This window comes from Streptomyces cellostaticus, from assembly GCF_023630175.1.
GTDB classification, from domain to species: domain Bacteria; phylum Actinomycetota; class Actinomycetes; order Streptomycetales; family Streptomycetaceae; genus Streptomyces; species Streptomyces cellostaticus_A.
The window spans coordinates 13,472-34,238 of sequence record NZ_JALLIN010000015.1 but is presented as its reverse complement, the minus strand read 5'-3'; the positions used below and the strand labels follow the sequence as shown (position 1 = coordinate 34,238).

Sequence of the window (20,767 nt, the reverse complement as noted above, 5' to 3'; positions counted from 1 at the left end):
TTCGGGGAACAGGTGTTCAGGGTCGGGGGCGGGCCGCGCCCGCCCCCTCACCGGTCAGGTTCGGGATCCTGCAGCCAGTTGACCAGCTCCGCGGAGAAGGCCGCCGGGTCCTCCTCGTGCGGGAAGTGCCCGAGCCCGTCGAACAGGCGCCAGCGGTAGGGGGCTTCGACGTACTCGCCCGAGCCGGCCGCGCTGCGCGTCCGGGCCACCGGGTCCAGCGAACCGTGCAGATGCAGCGTCGGCACGCGCACCGGCCGCTTCATCCTGCGGTTGAACTGGATGCCGTCCGGGCGCACCAGCGAACGCACCAGCCAGCGGTACGGCTCGATCGAGCAGTGCGCGGTCGACGGGATGCACATGGCCCGCCGGTACGTCTCCACGGCCTCGTCCTCCGGCGACCGCGGTCCGGACCACTCCCGGATCAGCCGGCCCACCAGCGCGCCGCCGTCGGCGGTCAGTTGACGCTCCGGGATCCAGGGCCGCTGGAACCCCCAGATGTAGGAGCCGGCCGCCGTCTGCCGGGCGTCCCGCAGCATCGCGGCACGCCAGCGCCGGGGGTGCGGCATCGAGACGACCGCCAGCCGGCGCACCAGCTTGGGCCGCATCGCCGCCGCCGTCCACGCCAGATAGCCGCCCAGGTCGTGTCCGACCAGCGCGGCGTCCGGCTCACCCAGGGAGCGGATCACCCCTGTGACGTCCAGGGCGAGGTTGGCGGGGTCGTACCCGCGCGGGGTGCGGTCGCTGCCGCCGACGCCCCGGAGGTCCATCGCCACGGCCCGGTAGCCCGCGTCGGCGAGCGCGACGAGCTGGTGGCGCCAGGTCCACCAGAACTGGGGGAAACCGTGCAGCAGCAGCACCAGGGGGCCGTCGCCCAGTTCGGCGATGTGGAACCGTGCGCCGTTGGCGGCGACATCCCGGTGTGTCACCTTCTCCCCGGAGGGGAGGTCGATCCGTACGGCCGCTGCCGCGGCGGGTTCCGTCATGAGGACGAGCGTGCCACAGCTTCGATGGCCCGGGGCGCACGGTCCTGCGGCAGCTCGGGGCGCGGGTGCGGCTTGGCGTTCTGCAGGACGCTCGCCGACTCCTTCACGGAGGCGGCGACCTTCTGCGGGCCCTGGCTCTTCTTCGCCTTCTTGGCGAACATCACACCGATGAGCGCGAGCAGGCCGGCGACCAGCACGTTGGCCGCGAAGGACAGCAGGAAGCAGACCGCGAGGTTCCAGCCGCTCCAGGTCCGAATGCCGTACGCCAGAGCGAAGTTGAGCATCGGCAGGGAGAACAGGAGCAGCATGCCGGCCGCGCTGAACGCGCCGCCGCTGGTCGCCCCCCGCTTGACGTCCTGCTTCAGCTGGGCCTTGGCCAGCGCGATCTCGTCGTGCACCAGCGCCGACATCTCGGTCGTCGCCGAGGCGAACAGCTGGCCGATGCTGCGTTCGGCGCCGACCGGGCTGCCGTCGGGTGCGCTCATCGCGTTCTCCCTTTGAAGTCTCGCGTGCCGTGTGACGTCATGTGTGCCGTCTTGTTTTGTACCGTCTCGTCAGATCATGCCGGACGGCCGCCCCCATCGCCTGCCCCGCCCGGTACTTACTGAAGCCCGTGGCGCGCCGCGGCCATCTCGGCGGCGGTGCGCCGGTGGGCGGCGGCCTTGCGCTCGTGGATCTCCGCCATCCGCAGGTGGTAGTCCGGGTTGTCCTGCTCGTAGACGTCCGGGATGCCGTCCTGGTCCTCGTCGCGCTCCTCCTCCTCGCAGAGTCGGCGGTACCTGGCGTTGCGTATCTTCAGCAGCACCGTGGCGCACACGGCCGCGATCAGGGATCCGACGAGGACGGCCGCCTTCACCTCGTCGGTGAGCGCCGGGTCGCCGTCGAAGGCCAGTTCCCCGATGAGGAGCGAGACGGTGAAGCCGATCCCGGCGAGCGAGGACACCGCGAAGACGTCGGCCCAGGCGAGGTCCTGGTTGAGCGAGGCACGGGTGAAGCGCGCGGTCAGCCAGGTGCCGCCGAAGATGCCGAGAGCCTTGCCGACGACCAGTCCGAGCACCACACCGAGCGTCTCGGGCCGGGTGAACACGTCCCCGAGCGCTCCTCCGGACACCGACACCCCGGCGTTGAACAGCGCGAACAGCGGTACGGCGAGCCCGGCGGACAGCGGCCGCACCAGATGCTCGATGCGCTCGCCCGGCGAGCGCTCCTCGCCCTCGCGGGTGGTGCAGCGCAGCATCAGGCCCATCGCCACGCCGGCGATGGTGGCGTGCACGCCGCTGTTGTACATCAGCGCCCAGATGACGAGCGCCAGCGGAACGTACACGTACCAGCCGCGCACTCCGGCGCGCAGCAGCAGCCAGAAGGCCACCAGCCCGGCGACGGCTCCGCCGAGGGTGGCGAAGTCGATCCGGTCGGTGAAGAAGATCGCGATGATCAGGATCGCGAAGAGGTCGTCGACGACCGCCAACGTCAGCAGGAAGGCGCGCAGGGCATTGGGCAGCGCGGTGCCGATGACGGCGAGGACGGCCAGCGCGAAGGCGATGTCGGTGGCGGTCGGCACCGCCCAGCCCGTGGTGGAGCCCTGCCCGGCGACGGCGGTCAGGATGTAGACGAGGGCGGGTACGGCCATCCCGCACAGCGCCGCCACCACCGGCAGCGCGGCGGCCCTGGGGTCGCGCAGGTCACCGGCGACGAGTTCGCGCTTGAGCTCGATCCCGGCGACGAAGAAGAAGACGGCGAGCAGCCCGTCCGCGGCCCAGTGCGCCGTGGACAGGTTCAGGCCGACGGCCGCGGGGCCGAAGTGGAAGTCGCTGACGTATGCGTAGCTGTGGCGCAGTGCCGGGATGTTCGCCCAGATCAGCGCGGTGACGGCGGCGACGAGGAGCAGGATGCCGCCCACGGTCTCGGCGCGCAGGGCGTCCGCCACCACCGCCCGCTCGGGCAGCGAAAGGCGCCCGAGGGCCTTGCGGCCGGTGCGCGAGGTGGGGGGCGTGGTGTCACGAGGGGCGGCCACGATGGAGACCTCCGGGTGTGGTGGGCAGGGCTGAGCACATGCCGACCAGACTTCCCGGCGCACCTTGGAGCTCTTCACATGGCGAGCTTTGCTTAGATTACCTAAGGTTGCGGCGGGATGCATCCGACGATATGAACATTAAGCGCAAAAGGGGCGCCCGGCGTGTTCGCGCCGGGCGCCCCTTCCTGTCGGTCCCGCGGCCGTGCGGGCGGTGCGGCCGCCGCCCGCCGTCCGGTCCCCACTAGTCCTCGCTCGACGCTCCCGGGAGCTTGGCCTGGATGAAGTCCATGACCGTCGAGTCGGTCAGCGTGGTGACGTCACCGAGCTGACGGTTCTCGGCGACGTCCCGCAGGAGCCGGCGCATGATCTTGCCGGAGCGGGTCTTCGGCAGTTCCGCCACCGGCAGGATCCGCTTCGGCTTGGCGATGGGGCCGAGCGTGGCGCCGACGTGGTCGCGCAGTGCGCCGATCAGCTTGTCGTCCTCGGACGCCGAACCGCGCAGGATGACGAAGGCGACGATCGCCTGCCCGGTGGTCTCGTCGGCGGCGCCGACGACCGCCGCCTCGGCGACCGACGGGTGCGAGACCAGCGCCGACTCCACCTCGGTGGTGGAGATGTTGTGGCCGGACACCAGCATCACGTCGTCCACCCGGCCCAGCAGCCAGATGTCCCCGTCGTCGTCCCTCTTCGCGCCGTCACCGGCGAAGTACTTCCCCTCGAAGCGGGACCAGTAGGTGTCGATGAACCGCTGGTCGTCGCCCCAGATGGTGCGCAGCATCGACGGCCACGGCTCGGTGAGCACGAGGTAGCCGCCGCCTCCGTCGGGCACCTCGTTGGCCTCGTCGTCCACCACGGTCGCGCTGATGCCGGGCAGCGGGCGCTGAGCCGAGCCGGGCTTGGCCTCCGTGACGCCCGGCAGCGGCGAGATCATCATCGCGCCGGTCTCCGTCTGCCACCAGGTGTCCACGACCGGGGTGGCGCCGGCGCCGATGTGCTTTCGGTACCAGACCCATGCCTCGGGGTTGATCGGCTCGCCGACGGAGCCGAGGACCCGCAGGGACGACAGGTCGAACCGCGCGGGGATGTCGTCGCCCCACTTCATGAAGGTGCGGATCGCGGTCGGCGCGGTGTAGAGGGTCGTGACCCTGTACTTCTCCACGATCTCCCAGAAGCGGCCCTGGTGCGGGGTGTCCGGGGTGCCCTCGTACATGACCTGGGTCGCGCCGTTGGCCAGCGGCCCGTACACGATGTACGAGTGCCCGGTGACCCAGCCGACGTCCGCCGTGCACCAGTAGACGTCCGTCTCCGGCTTGAGGTCGAACACCGCCCAGTGCGTGTACGCGACCTGGGTCAGGTAGCCGCCGGAGGTGTGCAGGATGCCCTTCGGCTTCCCCGTGGTGCCCGAGGTGTAGAGGATGAACAGCGGGTGCTCCGCGTCGAACGCCTCCGGGGTGTGCTCGGCGGACTGCCGGTCCACCAGCTCGTGCCACCACACGTCCCGCTCGCCGTCCCAGGCGACGTCCTGCCCGGTGCGGCGCACCACCAGCACGTGCTCGACGTTGTCGACCTTGGTGATCGCCTCGTCCACGGCCGGCTTGAGCGCGGACGGCTTGCCGCGCCGGTAGCCGCCGTCGGAGGTGATCACGACCTTGGCGTCGGCGTCCTGGATCCGGGTGGCGAGCGCGTCCGCCGAGAAGCCGCCGAACACGACCGAGTGGGCCGCGCCGATCCGGGCCGAGGCCAGCATCGCGATCGCGGTCTCCGGGATCATCGGCATGTAGATGGCGACGCGGTCGCCCTTGCGGACACCGAGCTCCAGCAGGGCGTTGGCCGCCCTGGAGACCTCGTCCTTCAGCTCCGCGTAGGTGATCGAGCGGCTGTCGCCGGGCTCACCCTCGAAGTGGATGGCGACCCGGTCGCCGTGTCCGGCCTCGACATGCCGGTCCACGCAGTTGTACGCGACGTTCAGCTCGCCGTCCTTGAACCACTTCGCGAACGGAGGGTTCGACCAGTCCAGCGTCTCGGACGGTTCCTTGGCCCAGGTCAGCCGGCGGGCCTGCTCGGCCCAGAAGCCGAGCCTGTCAGCCTTGGCCTGTTCGTACGCCTCTGCCCCGACGTTGGCGTTCGCGGCCAGGTCGGCGGGCGGCGCGAAGCGTCGCTCCTCCTTCAAGAGGTTGGCCAGGCTTTCGTTGCTCACGACATCTCCCTTTCCCAGGGTGTCCGTTGTGTCCCAGGCCACAGCTCATCAGACGCGGGGGTCCGATGACAAGGGTCGACGGCCAAATTGGTTTAGACCTATCGACCGGCTAGGTGGTCAAACCGGACTCCGCAGCTCGGGGGCCGTCCCGGTCTCCTCCTGGGCCTCCTCGTCCGCCTCCCTTCCCGTGGCTCCCTCCACATGGCCGAACACCGCGCCGGTGCCCCCGCTCCCGTCGAGCAGGTAGGCCTGCGCCTCGCCCACGTGGAAGTACATCCCGTGCAGCTCCAGCGCACCGGCCGCCAGGGCGCGGGCGACCGTGTCGTGCGCCCGCAGGTGCTCGAGCTGCTGGACCACGTTGGTCAGGCACAGTTGCTCCACTGCGTCGGCGGGCTGCCGCCCGGCCAGCCGGGGCCGGTCGCGGTGATCGCCGGCCATCCGGTCCAGGCTCGGCCGTCCGTGCCCGAGCCACCGCTTCAGCGGGGCCGTCGCGCCGCCGGGCTCGGCGCTCAGCAGCGCCTGCATGGCCCCGCACCCGGAGTGTCCGCACACCGTGATCGACCGCACCCCGAGGACGTCCACCGCGTACTCGATGGCGGCCGCCACCGAGTGGTCCCCGTGCTCCTCGCCCGGCGGCGGCACCAGGTTGCCGACGTTGCGGACGACGAACAGGTCACCCGGGCCGCTCGACGTGATCATCGAGGTGACCAGCCGGGAGTCGGCGCAGGTGAGGAAGAGCTGCGAGGGCCGCTGCCCCTCCCGGGCGAGCCGTGCCAGCTCCTCGCGCACCAGCGGGGCGGTGTTGCGCTGGAACGAGCTGATGCCCCGGGCGAGTTCATGGGAGTCGGGCGCGGCGGGCACCTGTGCGAAGCAGCCCTGGTGGTTGCGCCACGGCGTCCAGGGCCGGCACCGGCACCCCGCGGACGGGCCGGTGTCCGACGGGCGGACTCCGGCGCGCCGCCCGGTCAGCTCGGCGGTTCCGCCCCGAGCGGTGTGCGTGTTCTGCCAGTCCTGCAGCGACTCGTAGGCCGCGTGGTCCATGAACGAGCCGTCCAGCTCCACGACCGCGTGCACGCCCTGGGGCACGAGATGCAGGGCTCTGCTGAGCCGGGGCACGGCGAGGAACGTCAACTGGCCACGTACACGTACGTGATGGACTCCTTCCTCCTGGGTGTGCGTGATACGGGTGTGGGTGAGGCGGTGCAGCGCGAGGGCGACCGCCACGGCCACCCCGAGGGCCACGCCCTCCAGGACGCCGAAGACCACCACGCCGAGTGTGGTGGCGGCGTACACCAGCACTTCACGGTGGCGGGTCACCGTGCGGATGTGGTTGAGGGACACCATCTGGATGCCGACGGCCATCACCAGGGCGGCGAGCGAGGCGAGCGGGATCCACTCCAGGACCGGGACCATCAGCAGTGCGGCGACCACTACGAAACCGCCGTGCAGCATCGTGGAGTTCCGGCTCACCGCACCCGAGTTCACATTCGCCGTGCTCCGCACGGCCACCCCCGCCACCGGCAGTCCGCCGAGCGCGCCCGAGACGATGTTGGCGGTGCCCTGGCCGAGCAGTTCGCGGTCGAGGTCCGAGCGCCCGACATGGGCCTGGGGCCCGGGCCTGGCGGAGACCAGCTTGTCCACGGCGACGGCGCCGAGCAGCGACTGCACGCTGCACACCAGGGTGGTCGTGAGTACGGCCGCGGCGACGCCGAGCCCCGGGCCCTCGGGCAGTCCGGCCAGCGCGTGGCTGCTCCAGGACGGCAGGTCGACCCGGGGCAGCACCAGGCCGGTCAGTGCGGCGGTGACGGTGGCTCCGGTGACGGCCACCAGGGCGGCCGGCACCCTGCGCAGCAGCGGCCCGAAGCGACCGGGGACGCGTGGCCAGGCCAGCAGCAGGGTCAGGGTCAGCGCGCTCGTCGACACGGCGGCCGGGTCCAGGTCGGCCAGTTGGGCCGGCAGGGCGCGCAGGTTGGCCAGGACGGAGCTGTCCGGACTGCCGCCGAGGACGATGTGCAGCTGAGCGACGGCGATGGTGACCCCGATGCCGGCGAGCATGCCGTGCACCACGGCCGGGCTCACGGCGAGCGCGCCGCGGGCCACGCGCAGGAAGCCCAGGCCCAGTTGGGCGAGGCCGGCGAGGACGGTGATGCCGCAGGTGGTCCGCCAGCCGTAGCGGTGGATCAGGTCGGCGGTGACCACTGTGAGCCCGGCGGCGGGGCCGCTGACCTGCAGCGGGCAGCCGCCGAGGCGGCCGGCGACCAGTCCGCCGACCGCGGCGGCGACCAGCCCGGCCTGGAGCGGGGCGCCGGTCGCCAGGGCGATGCCGAGGGACAGGGGCAGAGCGATCAGGAAGACCGCGATGGACGCGGACAGGTCGGCGCCCTGGACGAGGCGGCGACGCGGGGTCGGGGGCGGGCTGTGCGGCGGGTGGGGGTGCTGGGTGTGGGTGGGCGCGCATGCGGTCAAGGTCCCGTCTCCTCCAGGGTGGCGCGGTCGCGTACGGGGTTGCTCCCCGTGGGTGCGGGGGCTCGGTCGCGGGGGTGGGTTCACGGCGTGCGGTGGCGGGATGAGATCAACGCTTCGTAAATGAACCGTAATGGAGAGTAAAGGTCATGCATAGCTTTTATTCGCAAATGGTGTAAAGCATCACCTATACGGGCGAACCGATCATTTCATCGGCTTGTCGTACTAATTCCTTCTCGGGCCCGTGCGACCTTGGCGGCGCTGTCGGCACAACCCGGCACATCACCTGAAAACGCCCTCATCAGCGTTTGCCTGAGAGAAGGAAGAAGGTGGGGCGGAAGATGGCCGCCACCCAGAGGATCGCCGTGGGCGCCATGGTCGCCGCGGCCTGTACCGCGTCGCTGGCCGGGTGCTCATCCGGCGGCAACGGCCCGAAGGAAGGAGCGTCCGGCCCGCGGCAAGGGGCTCCGGCGCCCAACAGCGTGCTCCGTCTGATCGGCGACGGGTCCACCGCGTACACCGGCGGGCAGCCGCACCTGCCCGTCCCCGAGCGGCTCAAGCCCGGTCAGAAACCTCCTCAGTTCGTGGTGTTCTCGTGGGACGGCGCGGGGGAGGACAGCCAGAAGCTGTTCTCCCACTTCCGCAAGGTCTCCAAGGAGAACAACGCGACGATGACGTACTTCCTCAGCGGCGTGTACCTGCTGCCGGAGGAGAAACGCGAGCTGTACCGACCGCCCCAACACGCCCCGGGGAGCTCGGAGATCGGCTTCAACGACGCTCAGGGAATCTCCGACACGCTCAAGCAGGTTCGGCTGGCCTGGCTCGAGGGCAATGAGATCGGCACCCACTTCAACGGCCACTTCTGCGGCCCCGACGGCGGCGTCGGCGAGTGGTCGGTGAACGAGTGGAAGAGCGAGATCGCCCAGGCCAAGGAGTTCGTGAGGACCTGGCGGACCAATACCGGCATGAAGAAGGCGGCTCCGCTGCCCTTCGACTACGACAAGGAGCTGATCGGCGGCCGCACTCCCTGCCTGGAAGGGCAGAAGAACTTCAGGAAGGCGGCTCGTCAACTGGGCTTCCGGTACGACTCCAGTGGAGTCGACGACCAGGTCTGGCCCGAGAAGAAGGACGGCCTGTGGGACCTCTCGATGCAGTTGGTGCCCTTCCCGGGGCACACCTACGAGCAGTTGACCATGGACTACAACTTCATGGTCAACCAGTCCGGCACCAAGACCCAGGGCGACCCCGACATGTACGACTACTGGGGCGACCAGATGCGTGACGGACTCCTCAAGGGCTTCTACCGGGCCTACGACGGCAACCGCGCACCCATGATCATCGGCAACCACTTCGAGTCGTGGAACGGCGGCACCTACATGCGCGCCGTCGACGAGGTGGTGAAGGAGGTGTGCAACAAGCCCGAGGTGCGCTGTGTCTCCTTCCGTCAACTCGCCGACTGGCTGGACGCGCAGGACCCGCGGGCGCTGGCCGAGCTGCGCACCCTGAAGGTGGGCGAGGCGCCCCGGCAGGGCTGGGCGTCCCTCCTGTCCGGTCGCCCCGCCCCGGCCCCCAAGGGTGTCCCCGGGGCGCCGGCGGTCAAGCAGTAGGCGTCATACCGGGGCCGCCAGGCCCTCGCCGAGCACGAACCCGGGGTCGATCTGCGCCGCCAGGTCGACCCCGGTGCGCTCGTTGCCCCAGGCCTCCGCGTTCCGCAGGTGGAAGTGGGCCATCTGCCGTGTGTAGCGCTCCCAGTCGCGTCGTTCGTACGTGGCGTCGGCGGCGGCCCGGAGGGTCCGCAGCGCGCGGACGTTGGCCTCCTCCAGCAGACCGAACCGGGGCGGACGCCCCTTCTCCATGGCACGCACCCAGTCCGAGTGCCCGACGGTCGCGAGCAGGTCGTCACCGGTCTCCGCGCGGAGGAAGTCGATGTCGTCCTGCCCCTGGATCTTGTTGCCGACGACCTTCAGGGCCACGTCGAAGTCGCGGGCGTACTCCTTGTACTGGCGGTAGACGGAGACCCCCTTGCGAGTCGGTTCGGCGACGAGGAACGTCATGTCGAAGCGGGTGAACAGGCCGGAGGCGAAGGAGTCCGAACCCGCCGTCATGTCGACCACGACGTACTCGTCGGGGCCGTCGACGAGGTGGTTCAGGAACAGCTCCACCGCTCCCGTCTTGGAGTGGTAGCAGGCGACTCCCAGGTCGGCGTCCGTGAAAGGGCCGGTGACCATCAAACGGACGGCGCCGCCGTCGAGTTCCACCGGGCTCGCGCAGGCGTCGTACACCGCGTTCGGTTCCCGCACCCCCACCAGCCGCGAACCGGCGCCGGGCGGGGTCGTCTTGATCATCGTCGCGGCGGAGGCGATGCGTGGGTTGGAGCCGCGCAGATGGTCCTTGATCAGCGACAGCCGCTCGCCCATCGCGGGCAGCGAGGCCGCCTGGGCCTCGTCGAGGCCGAGCGCCGGTCCGAGGTGCTGGTTGATGTCGGCGTCGATGGCGAGCACCGGGGCGCCGGCGGCCACGAGATGGCGGATGAAGAGGGAGGAGAGCGTGGTCTTGCCGCTGCCGCCCTTCCCGACGAAAGCAATTTTCATGTTCACCAACAGTAGTGAAGTCGTCGCTGAATGTGTCCGGAGTAGTGAAGAAGACCACTCCTTCGTGGGGCGGGCCGGTGGGGTGCGTAGTGTCGTACTCATGAGTACGACAGGCGCGACCGCCGATCCGCTCGCGGCCCTGGGCTCGCTGCCCGGTGTGGCCGAGTCCGTGGAGTCCATGCGCAAGGCCGTGGACCGGGTCTACGGGCACCGGATCATGCGTCGCCGCAGCAACGAGATCACCTCCGAGGCCGCCCTGCGCGGGGCACGCGGCTCCGCGGCGCTGTCCGGCGCCGACTGGGCCCTTGAGGAGGTACGGCGGCGTTCCGACTTCGGTGCCGACGCGGAGGCCCTGGTCATCGGCGCGGCGCTCAGGCTGACGGCCGAGGCGGGGCAGTTGCTGTCCATCTGGCGGCAGTCGCCCCTGCGGGTGCTGGCCCGGCTCCATCTCGTGGCCGCCGCGACCCAGGGCGACGAGGTCGGCCGTCCGCGCCGGGCGGGCGAGCCGGTCGACGAGCCCCTGCTCGAGCTGCCGCTGCCGGACGCCCGGGAGATGTCGGGCCGGCTGGAGGGCCTGGCGGACCTGATCATCACGGGCTCCTCGGCGCCGGCGCTGGTCACCGCGGCGGCGGTGCACGGCGAACTGCTCGCGCTGCGCCCCTTCACCTCGCACAACGGCCTGGTCGCGCGCGCGGCCGAGCGGATCGTCCTGATCGGCAGCGGTCTCGACCCAAAGGCGGTCTGCCCGGCCGAGGCGGGCCATGCCGAGCTGGGCCGCGCCTCGTACCTGGCCGCGCTCGACGGGTACGTCTCCGGCACTCCCGCGGGCATGGCGGCCTGGATCGCCCACTGCGGCCGTGCGGCCGAACTCGGAGCGCGCGAGTCCACCGCCGTCTGCGAGGCGCTGCAGCGCGGGGCCGCCTGAGCGCCGAGCGGCGGGCGCACGCGAAAGGCCCCCGGAAAGGGGGCCGGACAGGGTTGCGGCGGTACGAGTTCTCGTACCGCCGCTGGCACGCTCACCGGGTTACCAAGCGTCCTCGATATGTGCCCATCAGGTCGGGGACTTTGCCCGTCACCTGGTGCGGCTGGCCCGTAATCGACGGGTCGACGTCGCGTGGGTGCCCGGTGATCATGCTGGGTCCGTGGGGCCAGGTGCGTAGCAGTAGGGGATCCTCACGGATGTCCTGTGGTCTCGCGGGCCTGAAACCTTTCTACTGCACGCCCGGAGCAAGCGGAACCCCTGCTCGCACATCTTTACTTTCAGGTTCAAACGGCGTGAAACGGTCAGGATGTGGCGGAGCTCCGGCGCCGGCTCGCGTACCAGACGAGCCCCGCGGTCGCGGCCGCCGCTCCGACGGCCGCCGCCGCGACGAGGGCCGGGCGGGGCGGTACGGAGAATCCGGGCAGTCGCTGCTTGAGCCGGACCGGCCGGGCGAACTCCATGACCGGCCATCCGCGGGCGACCGCCTCGCGGCGCAGCGCGCGGTCCGGGTTGACCGCGTGCGGGTGTCCGACCGCCTGCAGCATGGGAAGGTCGGTCGCCGAGTCGCTGTAGGCGTAGCAGCGGTCCAGGTCGTACCCCTCGGACGCGGCCAGCTCCCGGACGGCCTCGGCCTTGGTCGGGCCGTACGCGTAGTACTCCACCTCCCCGGTGAAGCAGCCGTCGTCGCCCACCACCATGCGCGTGGCCACCACGCGGTCGGCACCCAGCAGCTCCCCGATCGGCTCGACCACCTCGGCGCCCGAAGTGGACACGATCACCACGTCGCGTCCGGCCGTGTGGTGCTCCTCGATGAGGGAGGCGGCCTCGTCGTAGATGATCGGGTCGATCAGGGCGTGCAGGGTCTCGGCGACGATCTCCTTCACCTGCTGGACGTTCCAGCCTCGGCACATCGCGGACAGGTACTGGCGCATCCGCTCCATCTGATCGTGGTCGAGGCCGCCGGCCAGGAAGACGAACTGGGCGTACGCGGTACGCAGCGCGGCCCTGCGGTTGATCAGGCCACCCTGGTAGAAGGACTTGCTGAAGGTGAGCGTGCTCGACTTCGCAATGACCGTCTTGTCCAGGTCGAAGAAGGCCGCCGCGCGGGGCAAGGAGTGGTTTTCCACGCCCCCGAGCATAGGCGCCCACCATTCGGCGTAAGGTGGGGCGTGTGGGTTTGCCTGAGAAGGCTCTCGGGTACACCATGGAAGTCACGGATCGTTCGCGACCGTGCTAACCCGGTCCGACTCCTCCCCCCCCGAGTCGGCCGTGGGGACGACCCCCGCTCTCCCCCCCGGCGGGGGTCGTCGCATGTCCGGGTGGGTTTTCTCTTCTTTTCAACATGCCCGTGGGCCGCTCCCGCGCCGAGCCGGCCCCGCCGCGCCATGCCCACTTTTGGTAACGGAGAGTAATGGCTGCGCTGCTCTGTGGAAGTCGTCGAGAGATCGCCGCGAAGGTCACCGGTATGGGTGATGGCGATATTCACAACCCCTGAGTTGTCCACGGATTTCCACCAAGATCCACACGATTTCCCGGATCGCTGCACCGTGATTCCCACGCGCTCCGACGGCTGCGAGTTCATGGCCGGTTCCGATTGCCGGAGTGCCTATGGCCGGATTCTGTCGCTCCGCAAAGAGCGCCGCTTGCCGGTTCTTCACCGCTATTGGAATCGCGGGGCCATCGAGGCCGCGCAGGACATGGGAAGGGGGAGCACACATGACCGGAACCGTCGCCCACGACCCGTCACCGGCCACCGCAGGCCCTCCGGGACGGCCGCTCATCGTCACCGAGGACGCCGATCTCCTGGACGATCTGCTGCGCCTGTGCGCGGCCGCGGGAGCCACGCCCGAGGTGCATCACGGTGCGCCCGATCACGGCGGTGGCTGGGAAGCGGCGCCGCTCGTCCTGGTCGGCGACGACGCGGCCCACCGGCTGCGCGGAGCGGCCCGCCGGCGCGGAGTGGTGCTGGTCGGCCGTGACCAGGACGACTCCGGGGTGTGGAGAAGGGCCGTGCAGATCGGCGCCGACCACGTCCTGATGCTGCCCGACGGCGAGCAGTGGCTGGTCGACCGCATCGCCGACGTCGCCGAAGGCGTCGGACGCCCGGCGCTGACCGTCGGGGTGGTCGGCGGCCGTGGCGGGGCCGGCGCCTCCACGCTGGCCTGCGCCCTCGCCGTCACCTCCGCCCGCGAGGGGCTGCGCACCCTCCTCGTCGACGCTGATCCGCTGGGCGGCGGACTCGACGTGCTCCTCGGCGGGGAGAGCGCCGAGGGACTGCGCTGGCCCGCCTTCGCCGCCTCCCGCCGGGGACGGGTCGGAGGCGGCGCGCTGGAGGAGTCACTGCCCCGGTTGCACTCGCTGCGGGTGCTCAGCTGGGACCGCGGCGACTGCGTGTCCGTTCCGGCCCAGGCCGTCCGCGCGGTGCTCGCCGCCGCCCGGCGGCGCGGCGGCACGGTCGTCGTCGACCTCCCGCGCCGCCTGGACGACGGGGTCGCCGAAGCCCTCGCGCAGCTCGACCTGGCGCTGCTCGTCGTCCCGGCCGAGCTGCGGGCGGTCGCGGCCGCCGGCCGGGTCGCCTCGGCGCTCGGCATGGTCGTGCGGGACCTGCGGGTGGCGGTGCGAGGGCCCTACGCGCCCGGCCTCGACGACCGTGAGGTCGCACGGCTGCTCGGCCTGCCCCTGGCCGGCGAGGTGCCCGTCGAACCGGCCCTGGAGCGCGCGCACGGCACCCCTGGGCCGCCCGCCGCGACCGGCCGCGGCCCGCTGGCCCGTTTCTGCGCCACCTTCTGGGAACAGGCGCTGGTCGAGACGGGAGGGCCCCGATGACACTGCCCGGACTCGACCGGGCCGACGTCACGGCCCTGCTGGACGGGGTCCGCCGCCGGCTGGCAGAGAGCGGCGCCGAACCGACTCCGGCAGCGCGTCGCCCAGGCACTGCGCGAACAGGGCCGGGTCCTCGGCGACGCCGAAGTGCTCGGCGCGGCCGAGCAGCTCCGCTCGGAACTCGTCGGAACCGGCCCTCTGGAGCCGCTGCTGGCCGATCCGAGCGTCACCGACGTCCTGGTGTCCGCCCCCGACCGGGTGTGGGTGGACCGCGGCGGCGGCCTGGAGCTGACCCCGGTGGCCTTCCCGGACACGGCGGCCGTCCGGCGTCTCGCGCAGCGGCTGGCCGCCGTGGCCGGGCGCCGGCTGGACGACGCCCGTCCCTGGGCCGACGCCAGGCTGCCCGACGGGACCCGGCTGCACGCCGTACTGCCCCCGGTGGCCGTCGGCTGCACCTGCCTGTCCCTGCGCGTCATGCGGCCCCGGGCGTTCACGCTCGCGGAACTGGTGGAGGCGGGCACCGTGCCGCCCGGCGGTGACCGGATCCTGCGGGCGCTGCTCGCCGCCGGGCTGTCCTTCCTCGTCAGCGGAGGCACCGGCAGCGGCAAGACGACTCTGCTGAGCGCGCTGCTGGGCCTGGTCGAGCCCGGTGAACGGATCGTGCTCGCCGAGGACTCGGCGGAGCTGAGACCGGACCACCCGCACGTCGTACGGCTGGAGACCCGGCCGGCCAACCAGGAGGGTGCCGGCCTCGTGACCCTGGAGGACCTCGTACGCCAGGCGCTGCGAATGCGGCCGGACCGGCTGGTCATCGGCGAGGTGCGGGGGCCCGAGGTGGTGCACCTGCTGGCCGCGCTCAACACCGGTCACGAGGGCTGCGGGACCGTGCACGCCAACGCCGCCGCCGACGTGCCCGCCCGCCTGGAGGCGCTCGGTACGGCGGCCGGGCTGGACCGGGCGGCTCTGCACAGCCAGTTGGCGGCCGCGCTGTCCGTGGTGCTCCATCTCGTGAGGGACCGGTCCGGGCGGCGGAGGATCGCCGAGGTGCACGTGCTGGAGCGGGACGTCTCGGGGCTGGTGCGGACGGTACCGGCGTTGCGCTGGGGGGTGCGGGCCTTCACCCGGGAGCGGGGCTGGGAGCGGCTGCGGGAGCTGCTGGGCGACGGGTCCGGGAGCGCGCGGGACGAGAGGAGCGGGGGAAGTGAGCACTGAGGCGTCGACGGCCGCGGCGGCGGCCTGTGTCGGGGTGGCGGCCTGGCTGCTGGGCGGACGGCATCAAGGGGTGCGGCGCGCGAGGCTGCTGCTGGCCGGGGGCGCGGGGGTGGCGGCCGGCCCGTCGCCCTGGGACCGGGGAGTCGGTGAGCTGCGTCGGCTGCGGGGCCGGTTGCGGCCCGAGTGGTGGTCGCTCGCGGCCGGGCTGCTGCTCGCCCTGCTGGGTGCCTCGCTGATTCCCGTCGTCGCGGGGGCGGCCGGGGTGCCGGTGCTCCGCAGGACACGGCTGGTCCGGCAGGCCGGACGGGCCAGGGAGCGGCGTGCTGACGCGGTGATCGGCCTGTGCGGGGCGCTGGCCGGGGAACTCCGCGCGGGACGGCAGCCCGGTGAGGCACTGCTCAGGGCCGCTCGGGACTCCGGCGGGCTCGGGACGGCGCGGGACGGCGTGGTCGCGGCGGCTCGGTTCGGCGGCGACGTGCCGGGCGCGCTGGCCGTCGCGGCCCGGCAGCCGGGTGCCGAGGGACTGCTGGGCCTCGCCGCCTGCTGGCGGGTCGCCGTGGATCAGGGCGCGGGTCTCGCGGACGGCCTCGACCGGCTGGACGGGGCCCTGCGCGCCGAGCGGGACCAACGGGCGGACCTGCGGGCCCAGCTCTCCGGTGCCCGGGCGACGGCGCTGCTGCTCGCCGCGCTGCCCGCCCTCGGGCTGCTGCTGGGCTCGGCCATGGGCGCCGACCCACTGAGGGTGCTGCTGCACAGCGGGGCCGGACTGGGCTGCCTGGTGGCCGGAGCGGTGTTCGAGGGTGCCGGGGTGTGGTGGGCGGGACGGATCGTACGGGGAGCGGAGGCGCTATGAGCGGTGAGGTCGTGCACAGGCTGGGGGCGGGCCTGATGGTCCTGCTCGGCGCGGGCTGGGCGGTTCGACGGCTGTTCATGGCCCGGAGGCGGCGCCGGGCGCGACGCAGGGCAGCGGACCTGTTGGCCCCGGTGCAGGCCCGGCCCGGCCCGCGCTTCGAGGTCGGGGACACGGTGCGGCGATGGCTGCCGGTCGTGGGGGCGATGTGCGGGGCGTGGGTGCTGGTCGGCGGCGCGGCAGGAGCGGTGGTGGCGCTCGCCGTCGGCGCGGGGCTGTGGCGCCGGCGCCTGCGGCGGTCGGAGGCGGACCCGGCGGAGGAGGTCGACGGAGCGCTCGCCGCCCGCCAACTCCCCCTCGCCGCGGAGCTGCTGGCCGCGTGCATCGCGGCCGGTGCCGGTCCGGTGATCGCCGCTCAGGCGGTGGGCGAGGCCCTCGGCGGGCCCGTCGGGGACGCACTGGACCGCGGCGCGGCCGAAGTGCGGCTCGGTGGTGAACCCCGCGACGCGTGGCGCCGGTTGGCCGGTCTGCCCGGCGCCGGGCCGCTGGCCCGGCTGCTGGCACGGGCCGACGAGTCGGGTCTGCCCGCCGCCGGTCCCGTGGCCCGGCTCGCCTCCGACGCGCGGGCCGAGTGGGCCAGAGCGGCCACGGCCCGGGCACGCCGGGCGGGCGTGCTGGTCTCCGCGCCGGTCGGACTGTGCTTCCTGCCCGCCTTCATCGCGATCGGTGTGCTGCCGGTGGTGATCGGGCTGGCGGGCGGCGTGATGGGAGGGGGTGGCGGCTGACGGGGACGACGGAGGCGGCCCGCGTGTGACGCGGTGCCGGTGACGGCGCGGGACACGGACGGCGTGGTCTCGGCAGCGGACGAGAGAACCGGAACGGGACGAGAAACCGGAACGAAGGGAGTACGAGATGCGGAAGAAGGCCGGAAGGCTGTGGATGTCGGTGCGGGAGCGGTGGCGCGCGGACGGGGGCATGGTGACCTCGGAGTACGCGATGGGGATCGTGGCCGCGGTCGGATTCGCGCTGCTGCTCTACGAGGTGGTCACCAGCGGCCAGGTCAAGGCGGAACTGCAGGCCATCGTGAAACGGGCCCTCAGTGCGCGGATGTGAGCGTGGCTCGGACCGCGGGTTCGTGACCGCGGAGTCGGCCGTGGTGATGTCGGTGCTGGTGGCGTTCACCATGGCGCTGGTCTGGGGGCTGCTCGTGGTGGCCGCCCGGATCCAGTGCGTGGACGCCGCCCGCACCGGCGCCCGGGCCGCCGCCCGGCAGGATCCGGCCGCCGCGGTGGTGGAGGTCACCCGGCGGGCGGCTCCGCGCGGGGCGCGGGTGACGGTCGGCCGCTCGGGTGACCAGGTCCGGGTGACGGTGGTGGCCAGACCGCCGGTGCTGTCCGGACTGCCGTTCGAGGTGCGGGAGGAGGCGGTGGCATTGGCGGAGGAGACCGTCGGCACGGGCACGGGCACCGGCGCCGACACCGGCGAGGGCCCGGGCACCAGCCGGGGCACAGGCGCGGGAACGGGCACGGGCAGGGCGTCAGGCGCCGGGGCCGGTGCCGGCCCGGGCGCGGTGGCCGGGGCCGCGAGGGAGCCGCGGTCATGAGGCACCGGAGAGTTGTGCTCCGTGGCGGAGCCCGGGGCTCTGATCAGGGCTCCGCCACCGTCTGGAGCGTCGGTGTGATCACCGTGCTGTGTGTGGTGTTCGGCACCGTGCTCGTCCTCGGGCAGGCGGTCGTGGTCAGGCACCGGGCGGCCGGCGGCGCTGATCTGGCGGCGCTCGCCGCCGCGGACCACTGGGCCGAGGGCACCGCCGGTGCCTGTGCCCGGGCGGAACGGGTGGCGGCGGCCCAGGGAGTCCGGCTCGTGCGGTGCGCGATCGCGGGCGAGGTCTCGGACGTCACGGCGGCCTCCGGAGACGGGCCGTTCACGGTGGAGGCCAGGGCCAGAGCCGGACCGCCCGGGCCCGTGCCCCGGGCGGGGGCGGCCGCCGCTCCCGAGCCGCCCGCCTGACCGGGAGGCGCGCGTCGGCACACGGCGGCCTCGGCCACGCGTCGGCGGCGCCTCGGCACCTCGGTGCCGTGGGCGGGGCCTCAGTCCCGCGTCGCCTCAGTCCCGCATCGCCTCAGCCCCGCGCTGTGGAGTCCTCGCGGCTTCTCCTCGGGGGCCTCCCGCAGCAGCACCGTGAGAAGCCGTACCGCCCCCCTCTTGTGCAGCGGGTCGTTGCCGTTGCCGCACTTGGGGGACTGGATGCAGGAGGGGCAGCCCGCCTCGCACTCGCAGGAGGCGATGGCCTCACGGGTCGCGGCGAGCCAGGCGCGGGCGGTGTGGAAGGCGCGCTCCGCGAAGCCCGCGCCACCCGGATGGCCGTCGTAGACGAACACCGTCGGCAGGAGGGTGTCCGGGTGCAGCGGGACCGACACCCCGCCGATGTCCCAGCGGTCGCAGGTGGCGAACAGGGGGAGCATCCCGATCGAGGCGTGCTCGGCGGCGTGCAGGGAGCCGCCGAGGATCTCCGGCGTGATCCGCGCCTCGTCCAATTGGTCCTCGGTGACCGTCCACCACACCGCGCGCGTGCGCAGCGTACGAGGAGGGAGGTCGAGTTTCGTCTCACCGAGCACTTCACCCGTGATGAGCCGTCGGCGCAGGAAGGAGACGACCTGGTTGGTGACCTCCACCGAGCCGTAGCAGAGTCGGCCGGAACCCCAGGGGATCTCGACGTCCGTCTCCAAGACGGAGATCGACGTGGTGTCCCGGGCGACCGTCGAGTACGGCGGGTCGGCCTGCTCGACCAGCGCGACGGAGTCCTCCAGGTCCAGCGAACGCACCAGATAGGTGCGGCCCTGGTGCAGGTGCACCGCGCCCTCGTGCACCGCGGAGTGCGCCGCACCCGCGTCGACCGTGCCGAGCAGCCGGCCCGTGCCCGTCTCCACGACCTGCACCGGCCGCCCGCCCGCGCCGCGGATGTCGGTCAGGTCGGCGGCCCGCTCCCGGCGTGTCCAGTGCCAGGCCCGGGTACGGCGGCGCAGCAGCTTCGCGGCCTCGAGCTGGGGCAGCAGCTCCGCGCAGGCGGGCCCGAAGAGGTCGAGGTCCTCCTCGGTCAGCGGGATCTCCGCCGCGGCGGCGCACAGGTGCGGGGCGAGGACGTACGGGTTGTCGGGGTCGAGGACGGTCGATTCCACCGGTTGGTCGAACAGGGCCTCGGGATGATGGACGAGGAAGGTGTCCAGCGGGTCGTCGCGGGCCACCAGCACCGCCAGGGCACCCTGCCCGGAGCGGCCCGCGCGGCCCGCCTGCTGCCACAGGGAGGCACGTGTACCGGGGTATCCGGCGATCAGGACCGCGTCCAGACCGGAGACGTCCACGCCCAGCTCCAGGGCCGTCGTGGCGGCGAGTCCGAGGAGCTCGCCGGAGTGCAGGGCGCGTTCCAGGGCCCGGCGCTCCTCGGGGAGGTAGCCGCCCCGGTAGGCCGCGACGCGCCGGACCAGGGACCGATCGACCTCGGCCAGGCGCTCCTGGGTGATCACCGAGATCAGTTCGGCGCCCCGTCGTGAGCGCACGAAGGCGACCGAGCGCACGCCCTGCACGGTGAGATCGGTCAGCAGGTCGGCGGTCTCGGCGGTGGCGGTACGCCGGACGGGCGCGCCCTTCTCACCGTGCAGTTCGGTGAGTGGGGGCTCCCACAGGGCGAAGACCAGCTCCCCGCGCGGGGAGGCGTCGTCGGCGACCTCGACCACCGGCAGACCGGTGAGCCGGCCGGCGGCCACGGCGGGTTCCGCGGCGGTCGCGGAGGCCAGCAGGAACACGGGTGAGGCGCCGTAGCGCGCGCACAGCCGGCGCAGCCGCCGCAACACCTGGGCGACGTGCGAGCCGAACACGCCCCGGTAGGTGTGGCACTCGTCGACGACGACGTACTTGAGCGCCTTCAGGAAGGAGGACCAGCGCGGGTGGGAGGGCAGTATGCCGCGGTGCAGCATGTCGGGATTGGTGAGGACGTGGTTCGCGTACTGGCGGATCCACTCCCGTTCCTCGAACGGGGTGTCGCCGTCGTACACGGCTGGGCGTACGGCACCGGCCAAAGGTTGGGAGAGTTCCTTCACCGAGCGGCACTGGTCCGCAGCGAGTGCCTTGGTGGGCGCCAGGTACAGGGCGGTGGCCCCGCGGCCGTTCGGGGCCTCGGCGCCGTCCAGGAGGGCCGACAGCACCGGCACCAGGTAGGCGAGGGACTTCCCGGAGGCGGTGCCGGTGGCGACCACCACCGACTCGCCGTCCAGGGCGTGCTCGGCGGCCCGCGCCTGGTGGGCCCACGGGTGCTCGATACCGGCCGCCCGCACCGCGGCGATCACCTCGGATCGAATCCGGTCAGGCCAGACGGCATGCCGACCCGCACGCGGGGGCAAGTGCTCCGTATGAGTGATGCGCGCAGATCGGCTCGGCCCGGAGGCGAGCCGGTCCAGAACGGTACCCGGAGACGGGCGGGACGCCGGGCCCGCCATGGGTTGATCGGATCGGTGATTCTTGGCCATCGGGACCGAGTGTGTCACCGGCGTGACGGACAATGGGGCCAAGGCGTCGTGCACGCACGCCGGTAAGTGATTGAATGCCATCGCGGCTGGCGGTGCGCCCCGGGGGCCGCAAGCCGATGTCCCGAGGGG

General features: G+C 72.5%; 15 protein-coding genes and 2 pseudogenes. 9 read left to right on the top strand and 8 right to left on the bottom strand.

The genetic code is table 11. The annotated features are described in order from the left end of the window. Positions 1-47: 47 nt before the first annotated feature. From MXD57_RS11945 to MXD57_RS11925, 5 genes are all read right to left on the bottom strand, one after another. Positions 48-983, bottom strand: a complete 936-nt coding sequence (locus tag MXD57_RS11945; protein ID WP_250401341.1) for an alpha/beta fold hydrolase — start codon at positions 981-983, stop codon at positions 48-50. Then, positions 980-1,468 carry a phage holin family protein gene (locus MXD57_RS11940; protein ID WP_250401340.1) on the bottom strand — a complete coding sequence of 163 codons (489 nt, stop codon included), beginning with the start codon at positions 1,466-1,468 and terminating at the stop codon, positions 980-982. Before MXD57_RS11940 ends, MXD57_RS11945 begins: the two co-directional genes overlap by 4 nt. A 116-nt stretch (positions 1,469-1,584) precedes the next feature. Continuing rightward, positions 1,585-2,997 carry a Na+/H+ antiporter NhaA gene (gene nhaA, locus MXD57_RS11935; RefSeq protein ID WP_250401339.1) on the bottom strand — a complete coding sequence of 471 codons (1,413 nt, stop codon included), beginning with the start codon at positions 2,995-2,997 and terminating at the stop codon, positions 1,585-1,587. Positions 2,998-3,238: 241 nt separating this feature from the next. Continuing rightward, positions 3,239-5,194: an acetate--CoA ligase gene (gene acs / locus MXD57_RS11930; RefSeq protein WP_250401338.1), complete on the bottom strand. Its 1,956-nt coding sequence runs from the start codon at positions 5,192-5,194 to the stop codon at positions 3,239-3,241. Positions 5,195-5,311: 117 nt separating this feature from the next. Further along, complete coding sequence (locus tag MXD57_RS11925; protein ID WP_250401337.1) at positions 5,312-7,660, bottom strand: bifunctional SulP family inorganic anion transporter/carbonic anhydrase; 2,349 nt, start codon at positions 7,658-7,660, stop codon at positions 5,312-5,314. Between the two features lie 338 nt (positions 7,661-7,998). Here MXD57_RS11925 and MXD57_RS11920 point away from each other — a divergent pair, with 338 nt between their 5' ends. Continuing rightward, positions 7,999-9,264 carry a hypothetical protein gene (locus MXD57_RS11920; protein WP_250401336.1) on the top strand — a complete coding sequence of 422 codons (1,266 nt, stop codon included), beginning with the start codon at positions 7,999-8,001 and terminating at the stop codon, positions 9,262-9,264. Between the two features lie 3 nt (positions 9,265-9,267). On the opposite strand, the gene MXD57_RS11915 is transcribed toward MXD57_RS11920, so the two are convergent. Further along, on the bottom strand, positions 9,268-10,248 hold the full coding sequence (locus MXD57_RS11915) for a nucleotide-binding protein (protein WP_250401335.1): 981 nt from the start codon (positions 10,246-10,248) through the stop codon (positions 9,268-9,270). 100 nt (positions 10,249-10,348) lie between these two features. On the opposite strand from MXD57_RS11915, the gene MXD57_RS11910 reads away from it, so the two are divergent. After that, a complete protein-coding gene (locus MXD57_RS11910) occupies positions 10,349-11,173 on the top strand; it encodes a Fic family protein (protein WP_250401334.1) in 825 nt (274 codons plus the stop codon). Between the two features lie 359 nt (positions 11,174-11,532). On the opposite strand, the gene MXD57_RS11905 is transcribed toward MXD57_RS11910, so the two are convergent. Next, positions 11,533-12,369 (bottom strand): HAD family hydrolase, encoded by an 837-nt coding sequence (locus MXD57_RS11905; protein ID WP_250401333.1) that lies wholly within the window; start codon positions 12,367-12,369, stop codon positions 11,533-11,535. A 577-nt stretch (positions 12,370-12,946) separates the two neighbouring features. Between MXD57_RS11905 and ssd the strand changes: the two genes are divergently transcribed. From ssd to MXD57_RS11870, 7 genes and pseudogenes are all read left to right on the top strand, one after another. Continuing rightward, on the top strand, positions 12,947-14,056 hold the full coding sequence (gene ssd, locus MXD57_RS11900) for a septum site-determining protein Ssd (protein ID WP_250401332.1): 1,110 nt from the start codon (positions 12,947-12,949) through the stop codon (positions 14,054-14,056). After that, a pseudogene (locus tag MXD57_RS11895) lies at positions 14,053-15,265 on the top strand (TadA family conjugal transfer-associated ATPase). Before ssd ends, MXD57_RS11895 begins: the two are co-directional and overlap by 4 nt. After that, positions 15,255-16,118: a type II secretion system F family protein gene (locus tag MXD57_RS11890; protein WP_250401331.1), complete on the top strand. Its 864-nt coding sequence runs from the start codon at positions 15,255-15,257 to the stop codon at positions 16,116-16,118. The pseudogene MXD57_RS11895 and the gene MXD57_RS11890 overlap by 11 nt, the downstream one beginning before the upstream one ends. Beyond that, the gene (locus tag MXD57_RS11885) at positions 16,115-16,900 is read left to right on the top strand and encodes a type II secretion system F family protein (protein WP_250401330.1); all 786 of its coding nucleotides are present in this window, start codon (positions 16,115-16,117) and stop codon (positions 16,898-16,900) included. Before MXD57_RS11890 ends, MXD57_RS11885 begins: the two co-directional genes overlap by 4 nt. A gap of 127 nt (positions 16,901-17,027) precedes the next feature. After that, on the top strand, positions 17,028-17,228 hold the full coding sequence (locus MXD57_RS11880; protein WP_250401329.1) for a DUF4244 domain-containing protein: 201 nt from the start codon (positions 17,028-17,030) through the stop codon (positions 17,226-17,228). Between the two features lie 22 nt (positions 17,229-17,250). Then, a pseudogene (locus MXD57_RS11875) lies at positions 17,251-17,574 on the top strand (TadE family type IV pilus minor pilin); the annotation flags it as partial. A gap of 140 nt (positions 17,575-17,714) precedes the next feature. After that, positions 17,715-18,125 (top strand): Rv3654c family TadE-like protein, encoded by a 411-nt coding sequence (locus MXD57_RS11870; protein WP_250401327.1) that lies wholly within the window; start codon positions 17,715-17,717, stop codon positions 18,123-18,125. An 80-nt stretch (positions 18,126-18,205) separates the two neighbouring features. Here MXD57_RS11870 and MXD57_RS11865 read toward each other — a convergent pair whose 3' ends face one another. Further along, positions 18,206-20,719 carry a DEAD/DEAH box helicase gene (locus MXD57_RS11865; RefSeq protein ID WP_250401326.1) on the bottom strand — a complete coding sequence of 838 codons (2,514 nt, stop codon included), beginning with the start codon at positions 20,717-20,719 and terminating at the stop codon, positions 18,206-18,208. Positions 20,720-20,767 lie beyond the last annotated feature (48 nt).

Coding starts and splice junctions, on each gene's coding strand:
- MXD57_RS11945 (WP_250401341.1), bottom strand. CDS start 983: ATGACGGAACCCGCCGCGGCAGCGGCCGTACGGATCGACCTCCCCTCC.
- MXD57_RS11870 (WP_250401327.1), top strand. CDS start 17,715: ATGAGGCACCGGAGAGTTGTGCTCCGTGGCGGAGCCCGGGGCTCTGAT.
- MXD57_RS11910 (WP_250401334.1), top strand. CDS start 10,349: ATGAGTACGACAGGCGCGACCGCCGATCCGCTCGCGGCCCTGGGCTCG.
- MXD57_RS11865 (WP_250401326.1), bottom strand. CDS start 20,719: ATGGCATTCAATCACTTACCGGCGTGCGTGCACGACGCCTTGGCCCCA.
- MXD57_RS11905 (WP_250401333.1), bottom strand. CDS start 12,369: ATGCTCGGGGGCGTGGAAAACCACTCCTTGCCCCGCGCGGCGGCCTTC.
- MXD57_RS11885 (WP_250401330.1), top strand. CDS start 16,115: ATGAGCGGTGAGGTCGTGCACAGGCTGGGGGCGGGCCTGATGGTCCTG.
- MXD57_RS11920 (WP_250401336.1), top strand. CDS start 7,999: ATGGCCGCCACCCAGAGGATCGCCGTGGGCGCCATGGTCGCCGCGGCC.
- MXD57_RS11880 (WP_250401329.1), top strand. CDS start 17,028: ATGCGGAAGAAGGCCGGAAGGCTGTGGATGTCGGTGCGGGAGCGGTGG.
- MXD57_RS11915 (WP_250401335.1), bottom strand. CDS start 10,248: ATGAAAATTGCTTTCGTCGGGAAGGGCGGCAGCGGCAAGACCACGCTC.
- ssd (WP_250401332.1), top strand. CDS start 12,947: ATGACCGGAACCGTCGCCCACGACCCGTCACCGGCCACCGCAGGCCCT.
- MXD57_RS11940 (WP_250401340.1), bottom strand. CDS start 1,468: ATGAGCGCACCCGACGGCAGCCCGGTCGGCGCCGAACGCAGCATCGGC.